Source organism: Streptomyces sp. col6 (assembly GCF_008042035.1).
GTDB lineage: Bacteria > Actinomycetota > Actinomycetes > Streptomycetales > Streptomycetaceae > Streptomyces.
In genome coordinates this window covers 400,903-423,239 of record NZ_RDBL01000002.1, presented here as the reverse complement: position 1 = coordinate 423,239, position 22,337 = coordinate 400,903, and the positions used below count along the sequence as shown (strand labels likewise).

The 22,337-nt window shown below is 71.4% G+C and carries 24 protein-coding genes; 7 read left to right on the top strand and 17 right to left on the bottom strand.

Going from position 1 to position 22,337, the window contains the following annotated elements:
- Window positions 1-91: 91 nt before the first annotated feature.
- Complete coding sequence (locus EAO73_RS02005; RefSeq protein WP_147969716.1) at window positions 92-835, top strand: hypothetical protein; 744 nt, start codon at window positions 92-94, stop codon at window positions 833-835.
- Window positions 836-906: 71 nt separating this feature from the next.
- On the top strand, window positions 907-2,070 hold the full coding sequence (locus EAO73_RS02000; RefSeq protein ID WP_147969715.1) for a cytochrome P450 family protein: 1,164 nt from the start codon (window positions 907-909) through the stop codon (window positions 2,068-2,070).
- Here the strand turns inward: EAO73_RS02000 and EAO73_RS01995 are convergent.
- Window positions 2,053-2,835: an MAB_1171c family putative transporter gene (locus tag EAO73_RS01995; protein WP_147969714.1), complete on the bottom strand. Its 783-nt coding sequence runs from the start codon at window positions 2,833-2,835 to the stop codon at window positions 2,053-2,055. The two genes, EAO73_RS02000 and EAO73_RS01995, sit on opposite strands and share 18 nt — an antisense overlap.
- The gene (locus tag EAO73_RS01990; protein ID WP_147969713.1) at window positions 2,835-3,299 is read right to left on the bottom strand and encodes a hypothetical protein; all 465 of its coding nucleotides are present in this window, start codon (window positions 3,297-3,299) and stop codon (window positions 2,835-2,837) included. Before EAO73_RS01990 ends, EAO73_RS01995 begins: the two co-directional genes overlap by 1 nt.
- Window positions 3,300-3,533: 234 nt before the next feature.
- Between EAO73_RS01990 and EAO73_RS01985 the strand changes: the two genes are divergently transcribed.
- Window positions 3,534-4,331 (top strand): SAM-dependent methyltransferase, encoded by a 798-nt coding sequence (locus tag EAO73_RS01985; RefSeq protein WP_224756144.1) that lies wholly within the window; start codon window positions 3,534-3,536, stop codon window positions 4,329-4,331.
- Window positions 4,332-4,355: 24 nt separating this feature from the next.
- On the opposite strand, the gene EAO73_RS01980 is transcribed toward EAO73_RS01985, so the two are convergent.
- From EAO73_RS01980 to EAO73_RS01960, 5 genes are read right to left on the bottom strand one after another with little or no spacing between them, the layout of a single operon-like run.
- Entirely contained in the window at window positions 4,356-4,880 is a 525-nt protein-coding gene (locus EAO73_RS01980; RefSeq protein WP_147969712.1) for a hypothetical protein, read from the bottom strand.
- On the bottom strand, window positions 4,877-6,298 hold the full coding sequence (locus EAO73_RS01975) for a sensor histidine kinase (protein ID WP_147969711.1): 1,422 nt from the start codon (window positions 6,296-6,298) through the stop codon (window positions 4,877-4,879). Before EAO73_RS01975 ends, EAO73_RS01980 begins: the two co-directional genes overlap by 4 nt.
- Window positions 6,295-6,978, bottom strand: coding sequence for a response regulator transcription factor (locus EAO73_RS01970; RefSeq protein ID WP_147969710.1), 684 nt, complete (start codon window positions 6,976-6,978; stop codon window positions 6,295-6,297). The genes EAO73_RS01975 and EAO73_RS01970 overlap by 4 nt, the downstream gene beginning before the upstream one ends.
- A 60-nt stretch (window positions 6,979-7,038) precedes the next feature.
- Entirely contained in the window at window positions 7,039-8,730 is a 1,692-nt protein-coding gene (murJ, locus tag EAO73_RS01965) for a murein biosynthesis integral membrane protein MurJ (protein ID WP_147969709.1), read from the bottom strand.
- Window positions 8,727-9,890, bottom strand: a complete 1,164-nt coding sequence (locus EAO73_RS01960) for a lipid II:glycine glycyltransferase FemX (RefSeq protein ID WP_147969708.1) — start codon at window positions 9,888-9,890, stop codon at window positions 8,727-8,729. The genes murJ and EAO73_RS01960 overlap by 4 nt, the downstream gene beginning before the upstream one ends.
- A 242-nt stretch (window positions 9,891-10,132) precedes the next feature.
- On the opposite strand from EAO73_RS01960, the gene EAO73_RS01955 reads away from it, so the two are divergent.
- Complete coding sequence (locus EAO73_RS01955; protein WP_147969707.1) at window positions 10,133-11,350, top strand: L,D-transpeptidase; 1,218 nt, start codon at window positions 10,133-10,135, stop codon at window positions 11,348-11,350.
- 102 nt (window positions 11,351-11,452) lie between these two features.
- On the opposite strand, the gene EAO73_RS01950 is transcribed toward EAO73_RS01955, so the two are convergent.
- The 8 genes from EAO73_RS01950 to EAO73_RS01915 form a co-directional block, all read right to left on the bottom strand.
- A complete protein-coding gene (locus tag EAO73_RS01950; protein WP_147969706.1) occupies window positions 11,453-12,307 on the bottom strand; it encodes an amino acid ABC transporter permease in 855 nt (284 codons plus the stop codon).
- Window positions 12,304-12,948, bottom strand: coding sequence for an amino acid ABC transporter permease (locus EAO73_RS01945; RefSeq protein ID WP_147969705.1), 645 nt, complete (start codon window positions 12,946-12,948; stop codon window positions 12,304-12,306). The genes EAO73_RS01950 and EAO73_RS01945 overlap by 4 nt, the downstream gene beginning before the upstream one ends.
- A gap of 16 nt (window positions 12,949-12,964) precedes the next feature.
- Window positions 12,965-13,876 (bottom strand): glutamate ABC transporter substrate-binding protein, encoded by a 912-nt coding sequence (locus EAO73_RS01940; RefSeq protein ID WP_147969704.1) that lies wholly within the window; start codon window positions 13,874-13,876, stop codon window positions 12,965-12,967.
- A gap of 14 nt (window positions 13,877-13,890) precedes the next feature.
- Window positions 13,891-14,634: an amino acid ABC transporter ATP-binding protein gene (locus EAO73_RS01935; protein WP_147969703.1), complete on the bottom strand. Its 744-nt coding sequence runs from the start codon at window positions 14,632-14,634 to the stop codon at window positions 13,891-13,893.
- 134 nt (window positions 14,635-14,768) lie between these two features.
- Window positions 14,769-15,209: a DUF6278 family protein gene (locus EAO73_RS01930; RefSeq protein WP_147969702.1), complete on the bottom strand. Its 441-nt coding sequence runs from the start codon at window positions 15,207-15,209 to the stop codon at window positions 14,769-14,771.
- A 116-nt stretch (window positions 15,210-15,325) separates the two neighbouring features.
- Entirely contained in the window at window positions 15,326-16,105 is a 780-nt protein-coding gene (locus EAO73_RS01925; RefSeq protein ID WP_147969701.1) for an exodeoxyribonuclease III, read from the bottom strand.
- 48 nt (window positions 16,106-16,153) lie between these two features.
- A complete protein-coding gene (locus EAO73_RS01920) occupies window positions 16,154-16,834 on the bottom strand; it encodes an MBL fold metallo-hydrolase (RefSeq protein ID WP_147969700.1) in 681 nt (226 codons plus the stop codon).
- Between the two features lie 12 nt (window positions 16,835-16,846).
- On the bottom strand, window positions 16,847-18,124 hold the full coding sequence (locus EAO73_RS01915; protein ID WP_147969699.1) for an alpha/beta fold hydrolase: 1,278 nt from the start codon (window positions 18,122-18,124) through the stop codon (window positions 16,847-16,849).
- A 91-nt stretch (window positions 18,125-18,215) separates the two neighbouring features.
- Between EAO73_RS01915 and EAO73_RS01910 the strand changes: the two genes are divergently transcribed.
- Together EAO73_RS01910 and EAO73_RS01905 are read left to right on the top strand one after the other, a co-directional pair.
- On the top strand, window positions 18,216-19,433 hold the full coding sequence (locus tag EAO73_RS01910) for a metallophosphoesterase (RefSeq protein ID WP_147969698.1): 1,218 nt from the start codon (window positions 18,216-18,218) through the stop codon (window positions 19,431-19,433).
- Window positions 19,434-19,543: 110 nt separating this feature from the next.
- The gene (locus tag EAO73_RS01905) at window positions 19,544-20,527 is read left to right on the top strand and encodes a helix-turn-helix domain-containing protein (RefSeq protein WP_224756143.1); all 984 of its coding nucleotides are present in this window, start codon (window positions 19,544-19,546) and stop codon (window positions 20,525-20,527) included.
- A gap of 12 nt (window positions 20,528-20,539) precedes the next feature.
- Here EAO73_RS01905 and EAO73_RS01900 read toward each other — a convergent pair whose 3' ends face one another.
- Complete coding sequence (locus EAO73_RS01900; protein WP_147969697.1) at window positions 20,540-21,118, bottom strand: ArsR/SmtB family transcription factor; 579 nt, start codon at window positions 21,116-21,118, stop codon at window positions 20,540-20,542.
- 70 nt (window positions 21,119-21,188) lie between these two features.
- Here EAO73_RS01900 and def point away from each other — a divergent pair, with 70 nt between their 5' ends.
- The gene (def, locus tag EAO73_RS01895) at window positions 21,189-21,776 is read left to right on the top strand and encodes a peptide deformylase (protein WP_412074556.1); all 588 of its coding nucleotides are present in this window, start codon (window positions 21,189-21,191) and stop codon (window positions 21,774-21,776) included.
- A gap of 43 nt (window positions 21,777-21,819) precedes the next feature.
- On the opposite strand, the gene EAO73_RS01890 is transcribed toward def, so the two are convergent.
- Entirely contained in the window at window positions 21,820-22,218 is a 399-nt protein-coding gene (locus EAO73_RS01890; RefSeq protein ID WP_147969695.1) for a nuclear transport factor 2 family protein, read from the bottom strand.
- Window positions 22,219-22,337: the final 119 nt, after the last annotated feature.

Below are 22,337 nucleotides of genomic sequence, written 5' to 3'. Positions count from 1 at the left end.
GAAGGATCGTCCGCGCAGGGTAACGCCGTCCCCGCTGCCTCGTCAGGACCGCCTCGAACTTGAGGCCGAATGCCCGCTAACATGCCCGCCCATGACTGACGACGTACGCAACATCGTGCTGGGCGTGGTAGCCGCAGGCATCAGCGCCGCTCTCGGCTGGCTCGCGCGCACCTACCTGTGGCGCCGCAAACTCCGCCGCAAGCAGGCGTTCTTCGGGCTGCCCGGCAACTCCGAGTGCCTGCTCGTCGTCAACCGCGACGCGGGCGGCGAGGGCTCGGTCCACCGCCATGACGTCTTCGCGCTGCTGGAGTTGTCCGCGCTGATCAAGGACTGCGAGGCACACGCCCAGATCCTGTCCCACGACATCGCGCAGCAGGGTATCGGCGAACGCACCGAGTTCTGCGTGGGCGGTCCGGTGTCGAACCGCCGGATGGCCGCGCATCTGCACTCCCTGCTGCCCGGCGTGCGGATCAACACGGACCCGGAGCCCGGCCCGGACCGGGGTGCCTTCCAGATCGGTTCGGAGCGCTACCGGGCCGAGAAGGGCGTCAGCGAATACGTGATGCTGGCCCGGCTGACCACCGGTCAGGAGGCGAGACCCGTCTTCCTCTTCTGCGGCCAGCAGGCCATCACCAACCAGGCCGCCTCCCGCTATCTGGCCCGCAACTACGAACGTCTCGCCCGCAAGCACGGCAACAACACCTTCTGTCTGCTGCTGAAGGTGGTCAACTCCCAGGCCTACGGCCCCGACGTGGTCGAACTGGTCGCCGACGTCACCCGCGCGGCCCAGGCCCCGATACCGGCACCGCGCACCTCGCACCGCGCCGGCACCTGAACCGCGGGGGCGGGGACGGCCGGAACACCCGGGCGGCCCTGACCGGCGAGACGACCCCCTAGGGTGGGCGCATGGCTGGGGACGATCTCATCAACGACCCGTACGGGGTGTACCAGCGCCTGCGCAGCGCTTCGCCGGTGCATCGGATCACCGGCCCGGACGGGAGTCCGGCCTGGATCGTCACCCGTTACGACGATGTGCGGCAGGCGCTCCAGGATTCGCGGCTCTCGCTCGACAAGCGGCACTCCACGGGCGGTTACGCGGGTTTCGCGCTGCCGCCCGCGCTGGATGCCAACCTCCTCAACATGGATCCGCCCGACCACACACGCCTTCGGCGCCTGGTCGGGTCCGCGTTCACGCCGGGCCGGATCCAGCGGCTGCGGGAGCCGATACGGAAGACCGCGGAACAACTCCTGGACCCCCTGGGCCAACACGGTCGCACCGACCTGATCGCGTCGTACGCCGCGCCGCTGGCCATCACCGTGATCTGTGATCTGCTCGGCGTCCCGGACCACCACCGCGTCGACTTCCGGGGCTGGACCCACGCTCTCGTCGCTCCCGACCCCGCCCGGCCGGCGGCCACCCGTGAAGCCGTCGCCGCGATGCTCGGCTTCTTCACCGAGCTGCTGGCGGACAAACGCCGCCGGCCCGCGGACGATCTGCTCTCCGACCTGATCGGTGTGCGGGAGGCGAGCGACGCGCTCGGCGACGACGAGCTCATGTCGCTCGCCTTTCTCCTCCTCCTGGCCGGCTTCGAGAACACCGTCCATCTCCTCGGCAACGCGGTGCTCGCGCTCCTGCGCCATCCCCGGCAGCTGGCGCTCGTGCGGGAGAACCCCGCTCTCCTGCCGGGCGCCGTCGAGGAGCTCGCCCGGTTCGACGGACCCGCGCTGCTCGCCATCCGGCGCTTCGCGACCGAGGACCTGGTGCTCGGCGGCGTCACCGTGGGGGCGGGACAGACGGTCCTGCTGTCCCTGGCCGCCGCGAACCGTGATCCCGAGCGGTTCGAGGATCCGGACCGGCTCGACATCGGACGTACCGCTACCGGCCATCTCGCGCTCGGCCTCGGCATCCACTACTGCCTGGGGGCCACCCTGGCCCGGACGGAGACGGAGATCGCCCTCGCGACGCTGTTCGCGCGTCTGCCCGATCTCAGGGTGGCGGCGGACGTCGAGCCCCGCCGGCGCCCTTCGCTGCGCTCCCGCAGTCTGACGGCCCTACAGGTCGACTACTGACCGAGGGCCCCGCTCGGTCTGCTCGCGTCCGCGCAGGCGCTGGAGCAGCCCGCCGAGCATCGGCATGGTCAGACCGACGAAGAGGAAGAGGACGGCGAGCCCGCTCAGTGCCGGGCTCAGTGCCTCCTCGACGTCGAGGGACCACGGGCGGTCAAGGGCGTAGAAGACGATGTACGCCCCCTTGCACATCGTGTAGCCGACGCCCAGGACGGCCGCGACCGCACACAGCGTGAAGCCGGCACCGGTCCAGGGCCGGACGGTCCGGCACCGGAGGGCGGTACGGCCGCACATGAAGGCGAGTTCGCCGCAGGTGACCAGGACGTAGGAGAGGTAGACGAGCAGATAGGCGGCCACGGACGGGTGGTCGGCGTACGCCGTGGTGAACTCCACGTCCTGGTCGTTCGTGGCGAGGAACAGCGGCACCATCACGGCCAGTTCGACGGCGGCCGCGAAGATGCGCTGGTACATGGCGGTGCGCAGGTACTCCGGGCGGTAGGCCAGGTCCACCATCGTGATCTGCAGGGCCGCACACCAGAGGATGGCGCACACGTGCGCGACCAGCTTCCCGGCGTTGTCCAGGCCGGTGACGTCCTCGGCCGCCCTCGCGACCGCGGGTACGGCGAAGAAGACTCCCAGGGTGCAGACGCCGAAGGCCACGGCGATTAACCAGGTGAACACGCGTGGGCGGCGCATGGCTCTGCGGGCGCAGAGCACGGTGACGATCACTCCCGCGACGGTGCAGGAGCCGAATATGATGCCGTCCATCAGAGACCTTCCAGTGCGTCGGCCGCGTATTGGGCGGCTTCGGTTTCAGTGCGCCGGCGCCGGGCCTTCCCCGGCTTCGCGGCGCTCGGTCCGTCGTCCGGCACGGAGGACAGGCCGAGGGTTTCACGCCGGTGCTCCAGGTCTGCGACCACCTTGCGGACCTCGCTCTCGGGCAGGTCGTTCAGCAGGGCGAGCACGCGACGGGCGAGGGGGGCCTCGAAGGCTTCGAGCGCCGCGAGGTCGTCGTAGCCGGCGTGCGGCAGCAGATAGGCCGGCGGTACGTCTCCGAGGGCTCGGCACAGGGCGAGGACGGTCTTGATCGTCGGGTTGTCCTGCTGGCCCCCGGCCAGTTTCGCGATGAGCGCGAACGACGTTGTCGCCGGCGGGTCGGGCAGCTCGTCGACGGCCTGCGACAGGGTGCGGGAGACGTAGGCCCTGCCCCGTGCGTCCTTCCGCTGGGCCATGAGCGACTTCAGCTTCTCGGCGAGGGAATGCGGTCGCGGGTACCGCGCTTCGCCGGCAGCGCCCCCCTGGGACTCTCCCTCGCCGCGGCTCGCACTCACGTAGGTGATCTCTCTCGCACTCATCGATCTTGCTCTTGTGTACTTTAGTTGACACGTTGTCGGACGCAAGGGCAGGATCGCAGCATCGGCAGACCCTGGTGTCAACCTGTACGCGGACGCGAAGAGGAGCGCCACTTGAGGCAGCACGGCTTACCCACCCCGGTGATCGACACCGGCCGACCTCACTCCGCGAGGATCTACGACTACCTGCTCGGCGGCAAGGACAACTACCGGGTGGATCAGCAGGCCGGTGAAGACCTCGTCGCCGCCGCGCCCCAGGAGCGGGCCGGTGCGCGGGCCAACCGTGCCTTCCTGCGGCGCGCCGTCCGCCACGTCGTCGGCGCGGGCCTGCGGCAGGTCCTCGACATCGGCACCGGGCTGCCCCATTCCCCCAACGTGCACGAGGTCGCCCTCGAAGCGGCGCCCGACGTGCGCGTCGCGTACGTCGACAACGACCCGATCGTCACCGCACACGCGGACGCGCTGCTGCGCAGCTCCGACGCGGTCGGTGTCGCGCTCGCCGACCTCCGCGATCCGCAGTCCGTCCTGGAACATCCCCACGTCCGCGACGTCATCGACTTCGACCGGCCCGTGGCCCTGCTCCTCACCTCCGTGCTCCACTTCCTCACCGACGGGCAGCGGCCCGAACAGGTCGTCGCCACCCTCCGCGACGCGCTCCCGGTCGGCAGCTGCCTGGTGCTCTCGCACGCCACCGACGACTTCGCCGACTGCAGCGCGGCACAAGCCGTCTACGACACGGCCACCACTCCCCTCACCCCGCGCTCGCACACCGAGATCGAGAAGTTCTTCGACGGCTTCGAACTCCTGGCGCCCGGCCTCGTTCCCGTCCCGTCCTGGCGACCGGACGCGCCGTCGGGGACGTGGCCGGCCACGATAGGCGTCTACGGAGCGGTCGCCCGCAAGGCCCGCTGAACGGCAGGCAGGCGGTCGGAGCAGTCACACCGAGCAGTGGTCCGGGCCGATGACGCCGTCGGTGCCGCTCACCGTCACCGCCTCGGTCCGGTCGGCCGTACGGGCCCGTGCCGCGGTGCAGATGAGCTGCTGGCGGGCCGCCTGGGAGAGGCCGACGACCGGGATGTCCAGATTGACCTTCACCCCCTGCGCGCTCAGCTCGATGCCCGCCTTCACCCGGCCGCTGGGGGGCAGCTCCGAGCGCAGACCGGCATCGCGTTCCGCTCTGTTGGGGCCCCCGAAGAGCAGTGCGAGTGCGGCGGGCGCGCCCTTGAGTCTGTCGGCCTCCCAGCCCGTTCCGCTGTTGTAGACCTTCGGATCGACGGGCCTGATGACCGGCAGCAGCCGGGACGCCGTGGACGAGGAGACGAAGTACAGAAGGGTGCCGAGCTGACCGGCCGGGGCCACCTCCACCGTCGCCGGCTCTCCGGCCTCGACGACGTCGGTCGGGCGGATGCCGCACCCGGTGGCGAGCAGCAGCACGGACAGCAGCGCGTACCGGCCCCTCATCGCTCCCCCATAGGCAGTTCCACGGTGAACACCGCGCCCCCCACGGGGCGGTTCGCCGCGCGCACCGTACCACCGTGCAGCCGGACGTTCTCCTGGGCGATGGCGAGGCCGAGTCCGCTGCCCGCCGACCGGGTCCGCGCGGCGTCGGCCTTGTAGAACCGGTCGAAGATGTGCGGGAGCACCGCCTCGTCGATGCCGGGTCCGCCGTCCTCCACCTCCACGACGAGCCGGTCACCTCCCGACACGCGTACGGTGACGGGTTCGGCGCCGTGCCGCAGGGCGTTGCCGACCAGGTTGGCGACGACCACGTCGAAGCGGCGCGGGTCGAGCACCGCCCGTACGCCGTCGGGGAGTTCGGTGGTGACCCGGCCCTCCCAGCGGCGGCCCTGGAGGGTCTTGCGTACGGTCTCGGCGACGTCGACCTCGTCCAGGTGCAGGTCGGCGGCGCGGGCGTCGAAGCGGGAGATCTCCATCAGGTCCTCGACGAGGGTGGCGAGTTTGCCGGTCTCCGCGCTGATCAGCCGGACGGCTGCGGCGGTGTCGGGGCGCAGTTCGGCGGCGTCCTCGTCGAGGACCTCGGTCACGGCGAGCATGCCGGCGAGCGGGGTGCGCAGTTCGTGGGAGACGTCCGAGGCGAAGCGCCTGGCCCGCTCCTCCGCCCGGCGCAGTTCGTCGACGGATTCCTGGAGCTTGGTCGAGGACTCGTTGAACGTCCAGGCCAGGTCGGCGAGTTCGTCGTTGCCGCGGACCGCTATACGAGTGTGGAGCTCGCCCCTGCCGATGCCGGCGGCGGCCCTGCGCAGGTCGCGGACCGGGCGCAGGACGCTGCGGGAGGCGAGCAGCGCGGGCACCAGGGCGACGAGCAGGGCGGGCAGGGCGCCGTCCCGGGCGGCGGTCACCATGGCCTCGACGTTGGCCTCCTCGGTGGACAGCGGCATCACGGCGTAGAGGACGAGGCCGGTGGGCTGCCTGCCGTCGCCCCGGTCGAACAGGGTGGGCATGCCGACGGTCAGCCACGGTTTGCCGTCCTTGACGACCCGCTGGAACGAGCCGTGGGTGTTGCTGCGGGCACCCGCGCGCAGCCCGGGAGTGATCACGGTGGACGTCGTCCGGTCCGAGGAGGAGGCCCGCAGGTTCCCGTATTCGGCGAAGACGGTCCATGTGTGCGAGGTGCCCTGCCGGGCCAGCCTGAGGCATATGTCCCGCATCCAGACCCGGTCCAGCGGAATGGTGATGCCCTGTGCCGCGACCCGGTCGCGGAACTGGGCGACCGCGGTGTCCTGGGCCTGCTGGAGGATCGCCGAGCGGGCCTCGCGGTAGGTGAGGGCGGCGGTGGTCGCGGCGCTGACGGCGGCGACGAAGAGGAAGGCCGCGATCAGCCGGGTGCGCAGGCCGAGCCGGGCGGCGAAGAGCTTCACGTGAGCGGTCCGAAGCGGTAGCCGAAGCCCCGGACCGTCTGTATGTAGCGGGGGCTGCCGGGCACGTCCTCGATCTTCTGGCGCAGTCTGCGCACGCAGGCGTCGACCAGCCGGGCGTCCCCGTGGTAGCTGTGCTCCCACACGTACTCCAGCAGCTGCTGGCGGCTGAAGACCTGTTCGGGCGAGGCCGAGAGGTGGAGCAGGAGCTTGAGTTCGGAGGGGGCGAGGAGCAGCCGCTCGCCGGCCTTGGAGACGGCGAGGCCCGCCCGGTCGACGGTGAGTGCGCCGTGCGACTCGGTGCCGCCGCGCCCGGCGGGGGCGGTGAGGCGGCGCAGTACGGCCCGGATGCGAGCCTCGATGACCTCGGTACGGGCGGGCTTGACGATGTAGTCGTCGGCGCCGGCCTCCAGGCCCACGACGACGTCGAAGTCGTCGCCGCGCGCGGTGAGCATGATGACGGGCAGCTGGCTGGTCTCGCGGATGCTGCGGCAGACCTGGACGCCGTTCATGCCGGGGAGCATCAGGTCGAGGAGGACCAGATCGGGCCGGAACTCCCCCAGCGCGGCGAGCCCGGCCTCGCCCGTGCCGACGGCCCGCAGCTCGTGTCCGCGCCTGCGCAGGCCCAGTTCGACCCCTTCCCGGACGGAGGGGTCGTCTTCGATCAGGAGCACGCGAGGCATGGCGTCAGTATCCCAGCGATCAAGGAATGGATTCGAACGGGCGGGCGGGAGCGGGCCGGTTCAGCCGCGCCGCAGCCGCCCCCGTACGGCGTTCACCGCGGCGGTCACCTCGGTGAGCCGCAGCGGCCGGGCCAGCGCCACCACGGCCAGCGCGAGGACGGCCGTCCCGGTGGCCAGCGCGGTGAGATCCCCGAGCCCGGACCCCTCCGTGTCGACGGCGCGGGCCGCCCCGTACGCCAGCAGCCCGGCCGGCACGCAGGCGACGATCAGCCGCACATGTGCCCCCACCCCGGGCGAGCGGGCGAGCGAGGGGCGCGCGGCACCGGGCGGGGAGACCCGGCGGTGCAGCACGTACGCGGTGACGGCGAAGCCGGTGAGGAGAGCCACGGAGTACGCGCCCGCCATACCGGTCACCGCCCAGCGCGCGGGCAACGTCAGATAGGCGACGATCGCGAGACCGGCGTTGAGGGCCGCGATGACCAGGTTCAGCAGGAACGGCGTGCGGGTGTCGCTCATGGCGTAAAAGCCCCGGGAGAGCACGTACTGCCCGGAGAAGGCGATGAGGCCGGGTGCGAACGCCGCCATCATGCCCGCCATCACCGTGATGTCCGCCGGACCGGTGCGCCCGTAGCCGAAGACCGAGCCCATCACCCAGGGCGCGAGGGCCAGCATGAGCGCGGCGGCCGGGACCACCACGGCGGCGGAGGTGCGCAGGGCGTACGAGAGGTCCCGCCGCACCCCGGCGAGGTCGCCGCCGGCCGCCGCCCGGCTCATGCGCGGCATCAGCGCGGTGACGAGGCTGACGGTCACGATGCCCTGCGGGACGACCCAGAGCTGGTAGGCGTAGCTGTACGCGGTGTACCCGGCGCCGCCCGCGACGTGCTGGTCCAGGGCGTGCTGGCCGCTCGCTGTGGAGAGCCGGGTGACGACCCAGTAGGCGGCCTGGTTGGTCAGGACGAGCATGACGAGCCAGCCGGCGGCGCGCAGCGGGCGGGTCAGCCCGCTGCCGCGCCAGTCGAACCGGGGCCGCCAGCGGAACTTCGCCGCGCGCAGCGAGGGCACCAGGGCGAGGGACTGCACGGCGATGCCCGCCGTGGTGCCCCAGCCCAGCCACTGCGCCTGCGCGGCGGTGATCGTGCCGTCGGACGTGGCCGCCGTCCAGAGGTACAGCCCGAACACGGCGATGATCACGAGGTTGTTGAGGACGGGCGTCCACATCATGGCGCCGAACCGGTCGCGGGCGTTGAGTACTTGGCCCAGGAGCGTGAACAGACCGTAGAAGAGGATCTGCGGCAGGCAGTAGCGGGCGAGCGCGACGGTCAGTCCGAGCTGTTCGCCTCCGTAGGTCGGGGCGTACACATGGATGATCAGCGGTGCGCCGAGGACGGCGAGCGCGGTGAGGGCGAGCAGGCCCACGGTGCACAGGGTGAGCAGGCGGTCGGTATAGGCGGCGCCGCCGTCGCTGTGCTCCTTGGCCGCGCGGACGAGTTCGGGGACGAAGACCGCGTTGAGCGCGCCGCCGATGAGCAGCATGTAGAGGATGTTGGGCACGGTGTTGGCGACCGTGTAGCCGTCGGCCCGCAGTCCGGTGCCGAGTGCGGCGACGACGACCGCCGAGCGTATGAACCCCGTGGCCCGCGACACGATGGACCCGGCGGCCATCACCGCACCGCTGCGCAGCACCGAGCCGGAGCCGCGCGCGCCGGACTCCTCGGGCGCGACCGCCCCGGGGGCGGTGCCCGCGGCCGTCACCGGCGTGCCAGGTACGCCTGGAACGCCCGGTACAGCGTGTTGTTGGCGGCTCCGCCCACCGATGTCTCCCACTCTCCGAGGGTCTCCACGACCTGCCCGCCGGTGCCGAGCTTCCAGCGCAGCAGCCCGAAGGGGCGGTCACCGGGATCGAGGGTGGAGGATACCCCGCGCATGTCGTACACCTCGGCGCCGCTGTCCAGGGCGTCGCACATCATCTGCCACTGCAGGGCGTTGCTGGGGCGGACCTCGCGGCGGTGGTCCGCGGAGGCGCCCGTCTGGTACCAGACGCGCCGGCCGGTGCTGATCAGGGTGTGCGCGGCCAGGATCTCACCGTCGTGCACGGCGAGGCAGAGCTTCATCCGGCCCGGCACCTCGGCGTTGAGCGCCGCGTACTGGCGCTGGTAGTAGGCCAGCGAGCGGCCGAGCCGGAAGCCGTCGCGCTCCTCGGTGATCCGCAGCAGCCGGTGGAACTCGGGCAGTTCGGCCGCGCTGCCGGTCACGACGCGCACCCCGGCCTTGCGCGCGCGCCGGATGTTGCGACGCCACTCCTGGTTGAGCCCGGACCACAGATCTTCGGTGGTGCGGCCGGCCAGCGGCACCCGGAAGACATACCGGGGCTGGGCGTCGGTGTCGTCGCCGTCCTCGCCGCAGCGCCGCCAGCCGCGGGCCCGCAGCCGGTCGGCCACGGCGGCGCCGAGCGGGTCGACCTCGCTCGCCAGGACGTCACCGACGGTGCGGCCGGGTCCGGTGGCGGCCTTGAGCCGGGCGCCGTCCCAGCGCCGGTAGGCCGGGGAGGGCCCGATCCGTACGGCGAACGCCCCGGCGGCCCGCAGGTGCGTGAGCAGCGGGCGCAGCCACCGGTCCATGTCCGGGTCGGCCCAGTCCGCGACCGGGCCCTCCGGGAGATAGGCGAAGTATTTCCGGGTGCCCGGGAATTGCCGGTAGAGGACGAGCGCGCTGCCTTTCAGCGCACCGTCGTCGTCGTGCCAGCCGAGGCTTTCAGAGGACCAGCCCTCTTTCACTTCCGCCCAGGAGGGGTGCTGGAGGAAAGCGGCGTCCGCGTGCGAGGCCAGGTGCGCGCGGTGCTCGTCCGCGCCGAGGCCGTGTATGCGTAGATCCCGTTCTCGGCTGCGGTCTCCGGTCGCGAGCAGCGCTGACATGTCGGTGGCCCTCCCTCGTGGGCCCCGCGGTCTGCTCTGCGGGGCTGCACAGGATGCTCACAGCGGTCCGTGACGGCTCCGCGCGCCGAATGTGACCGGACCATGACCGTTGCGCTGCGCTTCCCGTCACACATCGCATTCCTGTTTTTCCGCGGATTTACGGAACTTAGGCTCCCGTTCGTTCCTCTTCTTCGACGCCCGTGCCGGACGCCGGAGCCGGGCCGTTCTCTGGAGGTTTTCCGTTGATTCCCGCATTCCTGATTCCCGTGCGCCCGCCGCGCCCCGCCCGGCTCGCGCTGATCGCCGGCACCGCCGTACTCGGCGTCACCCTCACGGCCTGCTCCGGCGGGGCCGCCGCTTCCGGCCGGGAGGCGGGCAAGGGCGGCGACGCCGCTCCCTCGAAGGCGGCGCGGGCGAGCATCTCGGTGAACCTGCGCGGCACCTCGGCGGCCGCGGGCAAGCCGGTGACCGTGACGCTGGCGTCCGGGAAGCTGCGCGAGGTCACCGTCGCGGCCGGCAAGGGCGGCGCGCTCACCGGCCGGATATCCGCCGACGGCCGGGCCTGGACGTCCGACCGGGTGGCGGCGCCCGGCACCGCGTACCGCGTCGAGGCGCGCGACACCGAGGGCGGCAGCGACACGGCCTCGTTCACCACGAAGGCCGCGGACAAGGTGAACAAGCTGACGCTGGCGCCAGGCAAGAACACGACGGTCGGCATCGCCCAGCCGCTGTCGATCGTCTTCGACAACCCGGTCAAGGACAAGGCGGCCGTCGAGAAGGCGCTCAAGGTGACCACCTCGAACCACACCGAGGGCTCCTGGGGCTGGCTGCAGGACTACTCGGGCCGGGACCGCGTCGACTGGCGCCCCAAGGAGTACTGGAAGTCCGGTACGCGCATCACGCTCGACGCCGCTCTGAACGGCGTCGACTCGGGCCCGGCGGGCGGCTTCTTCGTACGGGACTACGCCACGACGTTCACCGTGGGCGCGAGCCAGGTGGTCAAGGTGGACCTGGACAGCCACCGGCTGGCGCTGAAGCGGGACGGGCGCACGGTCATGGACGTCCCGGTGTCGGGCGGCACCCCGGGCGGCGACAAGCGGTCGTGGCGGGGCACGGCGGTGCTGATGGCGAAGGAGGGCACGATCAACATGCGCTCCGAGACGGTGGGCCTGGGCCACACCTACGACAAGATGGTCGACTACTCGATGCGGCTGACCTGGTCGGGCATGTACGCGCATGCCGCCCCGTGGAACGCGCCGTACTTCGGCCGGGTCAACCACAGTTCGGGGTGCGTCGGCATGAGCGACGCGAACGCCGCGGCCCTCTACCGCGAGGCCCGCGTCGGTGACCCGTTCGAGATCACCGGCGCGGAAACCAAGGGCACGGTCGCGGAGGGCAACGGATACGGGGCGTGGAATGTCTCCTGGGCCGACTGGCAGGACAGGAGCGCTCTCGGCTGACCGGGCCGGCCGGCACGCAGCTGACCTTCTCCCCGCCGCGGCGGGGAGTGATCACCGGCTGCTGCCGGGCGGACCCGGCTCCCGTGTCTGCCATCCCCGGCATCAGGTGCCGGGCTGTGCCGGTCCGACGCCCACCGCCTCCGTCTTCGGATTGCGCCGTTGCCGCCTCGCCACCCAGGTGGCGAACCAGGAGAGCAGCATGCACATCCCGATGTAGATCGGTGAGATCACCATCACCACGGGGATGAAAGGCAGATCGTAGTCCAGGTTGGAGGCGATGAGCTTGCCCGCGTGAAGGAATTCCTCGTAGGTGATCAGGTAGCCGAGCGAGGTGTCCTTCAGGGCCACCACCAGCTGGCTGATGATGGTGGGCAGCATCGCCCGTACCGCCTGCGGAGCCAGGACGTAGGTCGTGACATGCGTCTTGCGCATGCCCAGCGCGTACGCCGCCTCGCGCTGGCCGCGTTCCACGGAGTTGATGCCCGTACGGAACACCTCGGCGAGCACCGAGCCGTTGTAGAGCGTGAGTCCGGCGACCAGGGCGGGCAGCGGCTGCACCTTCAGCGCCACGAAGATGAAGAAGATCATCACCAGGACGGGCATGGCGCGGAAGAACTCGACGAGGATCGTGGCGACCCAGCGCACCGGACGGTGGTCCGACAGCCGCCCCACCGCGAGGACGGCGCCGAGGACCAGCGAGAGGACCGCCGCGTACGCGAACGCCTTGAGGGTGTTGCCGAGGCCGCGCAGCAGGAGTTCCTGGATGCCCTTGTACTCGAAGGGCGTCCACTTGGCGGCGGTGAACTGGTCGGTGTCGAAGAGGAGGTAGACGACCCAGCCGACCAGGGCGAGGATCGCGAGGGTCGACACGATCCCGTAGACGCGGTGCCGTCTGCGGGTGTGCGGCCCCGGGATGTCGTAGAGGACGGTAGCGGTGGGTGCGGAGTGGGCGGTCATCGGGCGACTCCCCAGCGCTTCTCCAGCACATGGAAGAGCGCGCTGATGGCGAGGGTGATGATCAGGTACCCGACGGCGATCCAGACGAAGGTCCAGATGATGCTGTATCCCAGTTCGTTGAGGGTCTTGTAGGTGCCGAGGAGTTCGGTGACGCTGAACGCCCCCGCGATGGCCGAGTTCTTGGCGAGCGCGATGAGCGTCGAGCCGACGGGCGGGATCACCGAGCGGAACGCCTGCGGCAGGACGATGGAGCCGAGGCTCTGCCCGAAGGTCATCCCGAGACTGCGGGCCGCCTCGCCCTGCCCGGTGGGCACGGTGTTGATGCCGGAGCGCAGCACCTCGCAGATGAAAGCGGAGGTGTAGCAGCCGAGCGCGAGGATCGCGAACACGTTGAACGGCAGGACGAGCCCGAAGCGTGGCAGGCCGAGGAGCACGGCGAAGAAGAGCAGGGTGAGCGGGGTGTTCCGCAGGACCGTCACCCATACGGTGCCGAACACCCGGAGCGAGCCGACGGGCGCCACCCTGAACGAGGCCATGACGAAGCCGAGGACCAGCGCCAGGATCGAGGCGTAGACGGTGAGTTCGAGGGTGCCGAGGAAGCCCTTGCCGTAGAGCGAGAAGTTGTCGGTGAGTACGTCCATGGGGGTGGCCGTCCTCTCAGTTCGCCGGGTAGCGGTCGATGGGCGGCGGCTTGGGCGCGGGTGCGCCGGACAGGCCGAGGGTCGCGTCGAACGCCTTCTTCCAGTTGCCGTTCTTCTCGTTCTCCTCCAGCGCGTCGTCGAGTGCGAAGCGCAGCGCGTTGTCGCTGCGCGGGACTCCGATGCCGTACGGCTCCTCGGAGAAGGGTTTGCCGACGACCTTCATCTCGTCGGGCGCCTTGGCGGCGAAGCCCAGCAGGATCGCGTCGTCGGTGGTGACGACGTCGACCTGGAACGTCAGCAGGTTGTCGACACAGATGGAGTAGGTGTCGTACGCGACCAGCTTCGCCTTGGGGTAGTCGGCGGCGATCCGCTGGTACGGGGTCGAGCCCGCGGCCGAGCAGACCGTCTTGCCGGCCAGGTCCTGGGGGCCGTGGATGTCGTCCTCGTCGCTGCGCACGAGCAGTCCCTGGCCGGCCATGTAGTACGGACCGGCGAAGCCGACGAGCTTCTTGCGCATGTCGTTGATGGTGTAGGTGCCGACGTAGTAGTCGATCTGCCCGTTCTGGAGGGCGGTCTCGCGGTTGGCGGAGGCGATCGTCTTGAAGCGGATGGTCTTCGGATCGAAGCCCAGTGAGGCGGACATCATCCGGGCGATCTCGATGTCGAACCCGGAGTAGATTCCGGTGGCGGGGTCCTTCTCGCCCAGGTAGGGCTGGTCCTCCTTGGCGCCCACCCGCAGATAGCCGCGCTTCTTCGCGTTCCGCCAGGTCCGGGAGTCCGGCAGCCGGAAGTCCTTGTCGACCTGGTAGACGGGCAGTTGCTCGGCCTTGGGTCCCTTGACCGGCGGGCTGCCCTCCTTGCCGCACGCGGCGGCCAGGACGGCGAGCAGGAGGCCGGCGCAGGCGGTCAGTGCTTTCCTCGTACGCAACTCAGGGCCTCCCGTCAGTGCTTGAGGATCTTGGACAGGAAGTCCTTGGCCCGGTCGCTCTCCGGGGCGGTGAAGAAGTCCTCCGGGGTGCGGTCCTCGACGATGCAGCCGTCGGCCATGAACACGACGCGGTTGGCGGCGGAGCGGGCGAAGCCCATCTCGTGGGTGACGACGACCATGGTCATGCCCTCGCGGGCGAGCTGCCGCATGACCTCCAGGACCTCGTTGATCATCTCCGGGTCGAGCGCCGAGGTCGGCTCGTCGAACAGGAGCGCCTTGGGGTCCATGGCCAGGGCGCGGGCGATGGCAACGCGCTGCTGCTGCCCGCCGGAGAGCTGGGCGGGGTACTTGTCGGCGTGCGCGCCGAGCCCCACCCGGTCCAGGAGTTCGCGGGAGCGCCGGTCCGCCTCGTCCTTCTTGCGCTTGCGGACCTTGATCTGCGCCAGGGAGACGTTGGCCAGCACACTCTTGTGCGCGAAGAGGTTGAACGACTGGAAGACCATGCCGACTTCGGCCCTCAGCTGGGCCAGCCCGCGGCCCTCCTCGGGGAGGGGTTGGCCGTCGATGGTGATGCGGCCCGACTCGATCGTCTCCAGCCGGTTGATCGTCCGGCAGAGCGTCGACTTCCCGGAGCCGGACGGGCCGATGACCACCACCACCTCCCCGCGGCCGACGGTGAGATTGATGTCCTGCAGGACGTGCAACTTCCCGTAGTACTTGTTGACGTCTCGCAGCTCGATCAACGGATCGACGGCCATACGCTGCCCTACCCACTTGTCGCTCGGTCGAGGTCAGCGCAAACTAACCAGCCCGGCAAGGGACTTCTCGACCGACACGCACCAATGGGGCATAAGGCGTTTTATCGCTTCGCCCGGTCCGCCGGGCGTACGGGTCACCCCTCGGCGGACTCCGCGTAGACCTGGGACAGCTCGGGACTGCCGGAGATCGCCCAGTCCAGTCCGGCCTCGACGACGTCGATCTCACGGCCGGAGGCGAGCCGCACGACGGGCTGGCCGCTCGGCCAGATGTGCCAGTGCGCCCCGGCGACGTTGCGCACCAGGACCGTGCCCAGGTAGAGCCCGGCGTCGTTGCCCAGCCAGGGCAGCTCCTCCGGGTCGTCGCGCCAGCGCGGCGGCAGCTGGTCGAGGGCCGCCAACGAGGCCGGGCTGTCGTCCAGTTCGATCCCGCGCTCCCCCACCCGGACCCGGAGCAGCTCGCACTCGGCGAGCAGCTCGGCCACGCCGTCCGGGTCGGCGTCGGCGACGCCCGCGAGGCCCGCCTCCCGCGTCCCGCCGTGACGTTTACGCCAGTTGTCCAAGAAGGGGATCTTCATCCGCTCAGAATCGCATCCCGGCGCGCCCGCGCACCACAGGGCGCGCGGCCTGTCGTTCGAGTGCCGAACACCACACGGTCACCGTGCGTTCACGCAGAGCGGGGCGCCGGGACCGCTCAGAGGTCGAGGTCGACGACCACCGGGGCATGGTCCGACGCGCCCTTGCCCTTGCGCTCCTCGCGGTCCACGTAGCTGTCCTTCACCGCGGCGGTGAACGGGTCGTTGCCGTAGACAAGGTCGATCCGCATGCCCTTGTTCTTCGGGAAGCGCAGCTCGCGGTAGTCCCAGAAGGTGTACGGACGGTCGTACTTCAGGGGCCGCGGCATCACATCGGACAGGCCCTCGGCGCGCAGGGCCGCCAGGGCCTCCCGCTCGGCGGGCGTGACATGCGTGGCCCCCTCGAACAGGGCCGGGTCCCAGACGTCCTCGTCGGTCGGGGCCACGTTGAAATCACCGAGCACGGCGAACGGGGCCGGTCCCGCGGCGTCGGCGGCCACCGCCTTGCGCAGCGCCTCCAGCCAGCGCAGCTTGTACACGTAGTGCTCGTGGGCGACCTCGCGGCCGTTGGGCACGTACACCGACCAGAGCCGCACCGGGCCGCAGGTCGCGCTGATCGCGCGGGGCTCCTGCGCGGTCTCGTAGGCCGGGCCGTCGGGCAGCCCCGTCACGATGTCGGACAGGCCGGCGCGGGAGATCAGCGCGACCCCGTTCCACCGCCCGTTGGCGTTGACCGCGGACTCGTACCCGGCCTCGCGGAGCGCTTCGGCCGGGAACTGCTCGGCGGTGCACTTGGTCTCCTGGAGGCACAGCACGTCTGTGCCGCTGCTCTCCAGCCAGGCCAGCAGCCTCGGCAGACGGGCGGTGATCGAGTTGACGTTCCAGGTGGCGATGCGCATGTACGCCAACCTAACGCCTGCCACTGACAGCCGCCGGGGCGGCCGCCGTCACAGGGCCTTCGAGTCGCCCGGCGTCATCCTGCCGTGGTCGGAGCCGCCCAGCTCGCCGATCTGCCGGTCGTAGATCGGCCGGGCGAGATCGGTGAGCAGCGCGTCGTGGATGTCGATCGCGCGGCGCGGCTTCACCTCGCGGACGTAGTCGATGACCTCGGAGATCTTGTTCCACGGCGCCATCACCGGGAGCATCAGCGTGTCGACCGCCCGGCCGGGCACGGTGAGCGCGTCACCGGGGTGGAAGACCTGGCCGTCCACGAGGAAGCCGATGTTGGTGACGCGCGGGATGTCCGGGTGGATCACCGCGTGCAGTTCGCCGTGCACCTCGATGTCGATGCCGGCGGCCGAGAAGGTGTCGCCGTGGCCGACCGTGTGCACGCGTCCCGGGAAGGCCGCGCTCAGCCGCTCCGCGACGCTGCGCAGGGTCCAGATCTCGGCGGCCGGGTCGGCTTCCATACCGGCCCGCAGCCGTTCCTCGTCGAAGTGGTCGGGGTGCTCGTGCGTCACGAGGATCGCCTCGGCGCCGATCGCGGCGTCCCGCTCCGAGAACCCGCCCGGGTCGATGACGAGCGTGCGCCCGTCCTTCTCCAGGCGGATGCAGGAGTGCGACTGCTTGGTCAGCGTGAGCGCGGCCGGCCCGGGGCGCTCGGTGTTCTCGGCGTACTGAGTGCTCATACCCCCATCCTGCTACGCCGGTGGCGTCGTTTCCGCCTGAATCACCGACTGCGCGATCGTGAACGCGGCGCTCGCCGCCGGTATCCCGCAGTACACGGCCGTCTGCATCAGCACCTCCTTGATCTCGGCGGGGGTGAGGCCGTTGCGCAGGGCTGCCCTGGTGTGCGCGGCCAGGCTCTCCAGCCGCCCGGAGGCCACCAGCGCGGTGAGCGTCACGGTGCTGCGGGTGCGCCGGTCCAGACCCTCGCGGCTCCACACCTCGCCCCAGGCGTACCGGGTGACCAGCTCCTGGAAGTCCCCGGTGAAGTCGTCGGCGGCGGCCATCACCCCGTCCACCTGTGCGTCGCCCAGCACCTCCCGCCGCAGCCGCATGCCCGGCGTGTACGGGTCGGGGCGCCCGCCGGCCACGGCCTCGGGGACCGCCTCGGCCGCGCCGATCTCCGCGACGGGCTGCACGGGGGCGGAGAGCCGGGGCACGGAATCGGGCATCGGGATCGCCGCCTGTGTGTCCTGCCAGGCGGTGGAGAAGTGGGTGAGCAGGAGATCGGTGACCGCTCCGGGCTGCTCGACGGGTGCCAGGTGCGAGGCGCCGGGCACCAGCGCGAGCCGGGCGTCCGGTATCCCCGCGACCAGGGTGCGCGCGTCACCGGGTCCCGTCACCCGGTCCTCGGCGCCGACCACGACCAGGGTGGGCACGGGGATGCGGCCCAGTTCCGTCCGGATGTCGAACGCCGCCAGGGCCTCGCAGGCGGCGATGTAGCACCCCGGGTCGGTGGTCCGCACCATCTGGACGGCCCACTCGACGATGGCGGGCTGCGCCGAGGCGAAGGCGGGCGTGAACCAGCGCTCGGGGGCGGTGCGCGCCATCGGTTCGAGTCCGTTGGTCCGGACGATGACCCCGCGCTGCCGGAACTCGTCCGCGCTGCCGAACCGGGGCGAGGACGCCACCAGGGCGAGCGCCGCGACCCGGTGCGGGTGGCGCAGCGCGAGGTCGGCCCCGATCGCCCCGCCGATCGAGCACCCCACGTAACCGAACCGCTGGACGCCGACCCCGTCGAGCGTCGCCAGCAGGCGGTCCCCCAGCTCCGACACGGCGGTCGCGGGCCGGGCGGGCGCCCCGCCGTGGCCGGGGAGGTCGTAGCGGAAGACTCTCCAGTGCTGGGTGAGCTCGGGTATCTGCCGGTCCCACATGTGCCAGGTCGTGCCCAGGGAGGGCCCGATCACCAGGACGGGGGCGTCTTCGGGGCCGTCGAAGCGGTATTGCAGGGTGTTCGGTGGTGTTTCGCTCACCTGCCTCACGCTCTCATACCGCCGGTACGTTCCCCGACTCGGCCACCGGGTACAGTGCCCGGCGGCATTCCGGCCGTCCGAGGAGGGAAACGTGACCGACACCAGCGAGGCCCGGTCCGCGGGCGGCACGGCGCCGCAGAGCCGGCTGCGCCGTCTCATGCGCTACATCCCCCTGGTCGCACCCGTTCTGCTGTGGGCCGTGCCCTGCTGGGTGCTGTTGTACGGCGGCCAGGACTGGCCGCTGCCCGTGACGGTGGGCGGCACCTGTGTGTTCGCCCTCGGCCTGGTCACCATGCCGTTCGCGATGGTGCGCGGGCACGGCAAGCGGCAGCAGGACCGGGCGGCGATCCTCGGGGACACCCTGCTCGGTTCCGCCTGGGTGCTGTTCACCTGGTCCGTCCTGTTCGGTGTGCTGCTGCGGCTCGCCCTGACCGTGGCCGGTGCGGGCGACGGGCAGGACCGGGCCCGGACCGTCACCTGGGCGGTGCTCGGTGTCGCCGCCGTGCTGCTCGTATGGGGGTACACCGAGGCGCGCCGGGTGCCGCGGGTGCGCCGGCTCGACGTCGAACTGCCGCGGCTGGGGACCGGGCTGGACGGCACCCGGGTCGCCCTCATCACCGACACCCACTACGGGCCGCTCGACCGCGTCCGCTGGTCGGAGCGGGTCTGCGCGGAGGTCAACGCCCTGGAGGCGGACCTGGTCTGCCACACCGGGGACATCGCGGACGGCACCGCCGAGCGCCGCCGGGCCCAGGCCGCCCCGCTCGGCACCGTGCGCGCGAATCACGCCCGGGTCTACGTCACCGGCAACCACGAGTACTACAGCGAGGCCCAGGGCTGGGTCGACCTGATGGACGAGCTGGGCTGGCAGCCGCTGCGCAACCGCCATGTGCTCCTGGAACGCGGCGGCGACACGCTCGTGGTCGCCGGTGTGGACGACGTCACCGCCGAGTCCTCGGGCCTGGCCGGTCACCGCGCACATCTCGCGGGGGCCCTGGACGGCGCCGACCCCGCTCTGCCTGTCCTGCTCCTGGCGCACCAGCCCAAATTCATCGACCGGGCCGCCGAGGGCGGCGTCGACCTCCAGCTCTCGGGCCACACCCACGGTGGCCAGATCTGGCCGTTCCACTACCTGGTCCGGCTCGACCAGCCGGCCGTCGCCGGGCTCAGCCGGCACGGCGACCGCACCCTGCTCTACACCAGCCGGGGCACCGGGTTCTGGGGCCCGCCCTTCCGCGTCTTCGCGCCCAGCGAGATCACGCTGCTGGTCCTGCGCTCGCCGCAGCGGCCGGAGTCACCCACCGCCTGACGGAACGGGCCGTGGCGCCGTTTGGCGCGATCTCGGCCGATCCCCCAGACTGCACACGGCCGGAGTCCGATCTCCTCCGGTGCAGGTCAGCCGTGAGGGGGAGTTCGACGGTGTGGCACGAGATGGCGGCGGCCGAGATGGCGCCGGACAACAGGTTCGAGTGGTTCGAGCAGGTGGTGTCCGACGTCCTGCTGCCCACGGAGTTCCGCGCCGCGGACCCCGGCGGGTTCGACGCGCGCGGCGGGATGCTCGACCTCGGGGCCGCGCAGCTGGCACGTTTCAGCTACGCGCCCCTGAGTTCGCGCAGGACACCCGCGCTGATCCGCAAGGGGGATCCGGAGCAGTACCAGCTCGGGCTGGTGACCAGCGGCACCGCCTGGTTCGCCCAGCAGGGCGGCGAGGCCGAACTGGGCGTCGGGGGCATGGCGTTGTGGGACACCTCGAAGCCGTACGAGTCCGGCTCGGGGATGGACGGCAGCGATGTCGAGGTCGTCGTCCTCCAGATTCCGAAGGCCCGGATGCCCCTGCCGTCGCAGCGGGTGGACCGGCTCCTCGCGCGGCGCATCCCGGGCACCGCGGGCTTCGCCGCGATCCTGGCCGGGTTCCTGGGCAACCTCGCCGCCACGGGCCCCGACTGTTCGCCGCGGCAGCTCGACATGCTCGGCGAGATGGCCGTGGACCTCACCGCGTCCTGTCTGGCCGGGCGGCTCGGCTCCTCGGTGGAGCCGCCGGCCGAGCTGCGGTCGCATGTGCTGCTCCGCCGGGTCAGCGCGTTCATCGACCACCACATCGCGGACCCCGATCTGACTCCGGGCCTCATCGCGGGCCGCCACCACCTGTCGCTGCGGAGCCTGCACGCGCTGTTCCACGACGAGCCCGAGGGCGTCGCCGCGACGATCCGCCGGCGCAGGCTGGAGGGGTGCCGCACGGACCTCGCCCGCCCCGCGCTGCGCCGGCAGTCGATCCAGGCCGTCGCCGCCCGCTGGGGCTTCACCAGCGCGTCGGCCTTCAGCCGCACGTTCCGTACCGCGTACGGCGTCACGCCCCGCGACTACCGCGCGGACGCCCTGCGACGGGCGGACGGAGGCGTGTGACAGCGAGCGGTCTCACTCCTCCTCCCTCTCGTCCCGGGCGGCGGGAAGGAGCGGGAACAGGCGGGTGACGAGGGCCACCGGCCGGGCACCGACGGGCCGGGCCAGGGGCCGTTGTTCGCGGTCCCGGTAGGGCGCGAGCGTCCGCCGGATCACTTCGGCGACGCGGCTCATCTCCTCGGGCGTCAGATACGCGACGGCGCTGAACGCCTCGTCGTGGCGCCACTCGGACGGCACCTCGTCCCGCCGGTCCCGCCACCGCTGCCAGCTCTCGTCCTCCAGGCCCCGGGCCAGGTCGCCGAACGCCTCGTCCTCCGTGGGCCGGCCGGTGTCCGGGGCGGGCCGCTTCAGGCGCCAGGGACGAGCACGGCCGCCGCTGTGGGGGGCTTCTTCGACGTAGCCGTACCGCGCGAGCTGTCGCAGGTGGAAGGAGCAGAGTCCGGAGCTGTGACCGAGCCGGGCGGCGGCCTCGGTCGCCGTGACGGCGCCGACCTCGGCGAGCAGGTCCAGCAGCGCGGTGCGGACCTCGTGCTCGCGCAGCCCCTCCCCGCCGGCGGAGCGGGCGGGCGCGGTACCGACGTCGTCCTGGGTCACTTCATCTTCTGGCACTTTGCAAACTCTGCTACTTTGCAAAGCATCTGGCAACCGTGATGAAGGGATGTCCATGTCCGTGCAGGGAGTTGGGGACAACGGTGCGGTGCGGCGGATCACGGAGGTGGGCGAGGAAGTCCTGGGCCGCGCCTGCCAGGAGGTGACCGAGTTCGGCACTCCCGCACTGGCGCGCCTGATCGACGACATGTTCGTGACGATGGGGATCGCCGACGGCGCCGGGCTGGCCGCCAATCAGGTCGGCGTCGGGCTGCGGCTGTTCGTGTACGACTGCCCCGACGACCACGGGGTCCGCCATACCGGTCACATCGTCAACCCGGTCCTGGAGCTGCCCGCCCCGGGTGACCGCCGGCTCGTCGACGAGTACGAGGGCTGCCTGTCCGTGCCCGGCGCGGGCATGGTGGTCCCCCGCACCGATCGGGCCGTCGTGCGCGGATTCGACCGGAGCGGCAGCCCGGTCGTCGTGGAGGGGACGGGCTACTTCGCCCGGTGCCTCCAGCACGAGAGCGACCACCTGCTCGGCCACACCTACCTGGACCGGCTTTCCAAGCGGGACCGCAAGGAAGCGCTCCGGCAGATGGCCGAGCACCGCGACGAGGTCTTCGCCCTGCGGGCCGAGAAGACGGCGGACCTGGGCCGTTGAGGCCGTGACCGGTCCCGCCCGGGATGCACCGGGCCGGGGCCGCTCAGGGCGCCGCGTGGTAGTAGCGCGTGCAGGATTCCACCATGCCGTCCTCGGCGATGCGGAAGAAGTCCACGAAGCGCACCCCCGCCCCGCCGGCGTCCGTGTCGATACGGCGGCCGGCCGCCACCACGGTCCGGGCGTGGGCGACGACGTGATCGATCTCGTGGCGGGCGCGGGATCCGAGGTGGTCGCGGTGGGTGTGCACGAACGCGGTCCGCCCGTGGGCCGTCGGGGCACCGGGCAGGTCCAGTTCGACGTGCTCGTGCAGCAGCGACGCACACGCGTCGAGGTCCCCGGCGTCGAGGTAGTCGTAGACGAGGCGGACGTGGTCGGTGCCCGCCGCGGTGACCAGGTCGCCCACCGTGTACGGGTCTGTGCTCGTCCAGGCGTCGGTGTGCATGGACGCCTCCTTTCTCCTTCACCCGGCACTCTTCCGGGCCGCGCCAACCCCCGCCTATCGCGCCGCTATTCGCCGTTCGGTCACGCTGGGCATGCAGGATGGACAGATGCGTGAGGATT